This window comes from Candidatus Paracaedibacter symbiosus (assembly GCF_000757605.1).
Taxonomy (GTDB): domain Bacteria; phylum Pseudomonadota; class Alphaproteobacteria; order Paracaedibacterales; family Paracaedibacteraceae; genus Paracaedibacter_A; species Paracaedibacter_A symbiosus.
Genome location: NZ_JQAK01000014.1, coordinates 1,727 through 3,262, shown reverse-complemented (window position 1 = coordinate 3,262; position 1,536 = coordinate 1,727). Strand labels below are relative to the sequence as shown.

1 protein-coding gene is annotated in these 1,536 nt (G+C 47.5%); it reads right to left on the bottom strand.

The genetic code is table 11. The annotated features are described in order from the left end of the window. Positions 1-55: 55 nt before the first annotated feature. Positions 56-1,414 carry an ABC transporter transmembrane domain-containing protein gene (locus IG80_RS0111565; protein ID WP_052046418.1) on the bottom strand — a complete coding sequence of 453 codons (1,359 nt, stop codon included), beginning with the start codon at positions 1,412-1,414 and terminating at the stop codon, positions 56-58. Positions 1,415-1,536: the final 122 nt, after the last annotated feature.

The window sequence follows — 1,536 nt, the reverse complement described above, 5'->3', positions numbered from 1 at the left end:
CTGTGGAAGTTTATTTTGTAAATGGAATTCTTCTTTGATAATTCCGAGGCATTGTTCACGTAGCTCCTTGTTTAGACAACCGTAATAACTTCGTATAGCATACATTATACGAAGTTATACGAGTGCTCTTTCCACCACCCGAAGGGCCTGCCAATGCAACAATCTCGCCGCAGGCCACCTCAAACGAGCAATCCTGGAGGACCCACGGCTCGTTATCACCATAACGAAAGCTAACGTTCTTAAACTTGAGGCTTGGAGGGCTTTCTATTAGCACACTGGACGATGCCGTTACATCCTTCTCCGGCTCGGTAAGAAGAATGTCTCCCAAGCGCTCGACCTGAATTCTCACCAACTTGAGATCTAGCAGGTAGTTAATCAGCTTAATCACTCTGTTCGAGAACTGATCGACGTAAGCAACCAAAGCAACAATGACTCCAGCGGAGAATCCACCGGACATAGCCATCTTGGCGCCTATGGCAAGCACAGATATACGTACAGCGCCGCTTACGGCATTACTAACCGCATCAAATCCAATGGTAAGCCTTTGAACTTGTACCGACGCGTTGGTCGCATCGGTGTTCTGGTTGACATACCTGGCGATTTGCATCGCAGAGCGATTGAACAGTCTTAAGGACTGAACCCCCCGTACAGATTCTAAGAACATAGTCTCACGCCGAGCTTCCAGCTCGATCAGATTAACGTTCTTCTCCTTCAGAACCCTGAAGTAGACCACCCGAATTATCGCATACAGAGTGAGGCCACTTAGCACAGCTAGAGCAATACTTGAGCTGTACCAGAGGACTATTGCTATGGTTAGCGATGCCATGAGGCCATCTAGAATAGCCTCAGCAAATCGTGTAGATAAAGTTTGCTGGATAATATGTACTGCCCCGAATCTTGAAACAATGTCACCTATATGCCTTTTCGAGAAGTAGTCCTGGGGCAAGGACATTAGCCTATTGAATACGTTAGAAGACCAGTTGACTCCGATATTTGCACTTAGCCATACCACGACCCATGTCCTCCACGAGGATAGAATGGTTTGAATTAGTATGACAATAGCAAATCCCGATATAATCACCGTAAGAAACTCTGCATCACCTCCCGATATCACGTCGTCAACAATAATTCTAGTGAACTGCGGCGCTAATAGCGCAAAAATCTCCAGCGAGAAGGCCATAACACAAAGAACCAAGAGCGCCCTAAAAATACCCTCCACTGATCCTATCAGCTTGAGAAGCGATATCGGTGAAGGCTCTTTCTGTCTTACGAATTTTGGGCCCCGATGTAACTCAAGCGCGACTCCGGTGAAGTTGCTGCTGACGTCCGCAGCGTTAATCTCGCGCTGTCCCGACGAGGGATCAATTATGTGAATTGCGCCGCGGCGTGCGTAATAACTTCGTATGGCATACATTATACGAAGTTATACGATAAGTCAGACCTGATTCCCCGAAGGCCCGATAGTAACTATTAATTACATCTATGTTTAGGCCGATCATCGGTAGACCGCCGACCATCGCGGCCTCGCCTCGCGTC

What these genes read in the sequence shown, in the direction of transcription:
- IG80_RS0111565 (WP_052046418.1), bottom strand. Translation starts at nt 1,414, where the DNA reads ATGTATGCCATACGAAGTTATTACGCACGCCGCGGCGCAATTCACATA.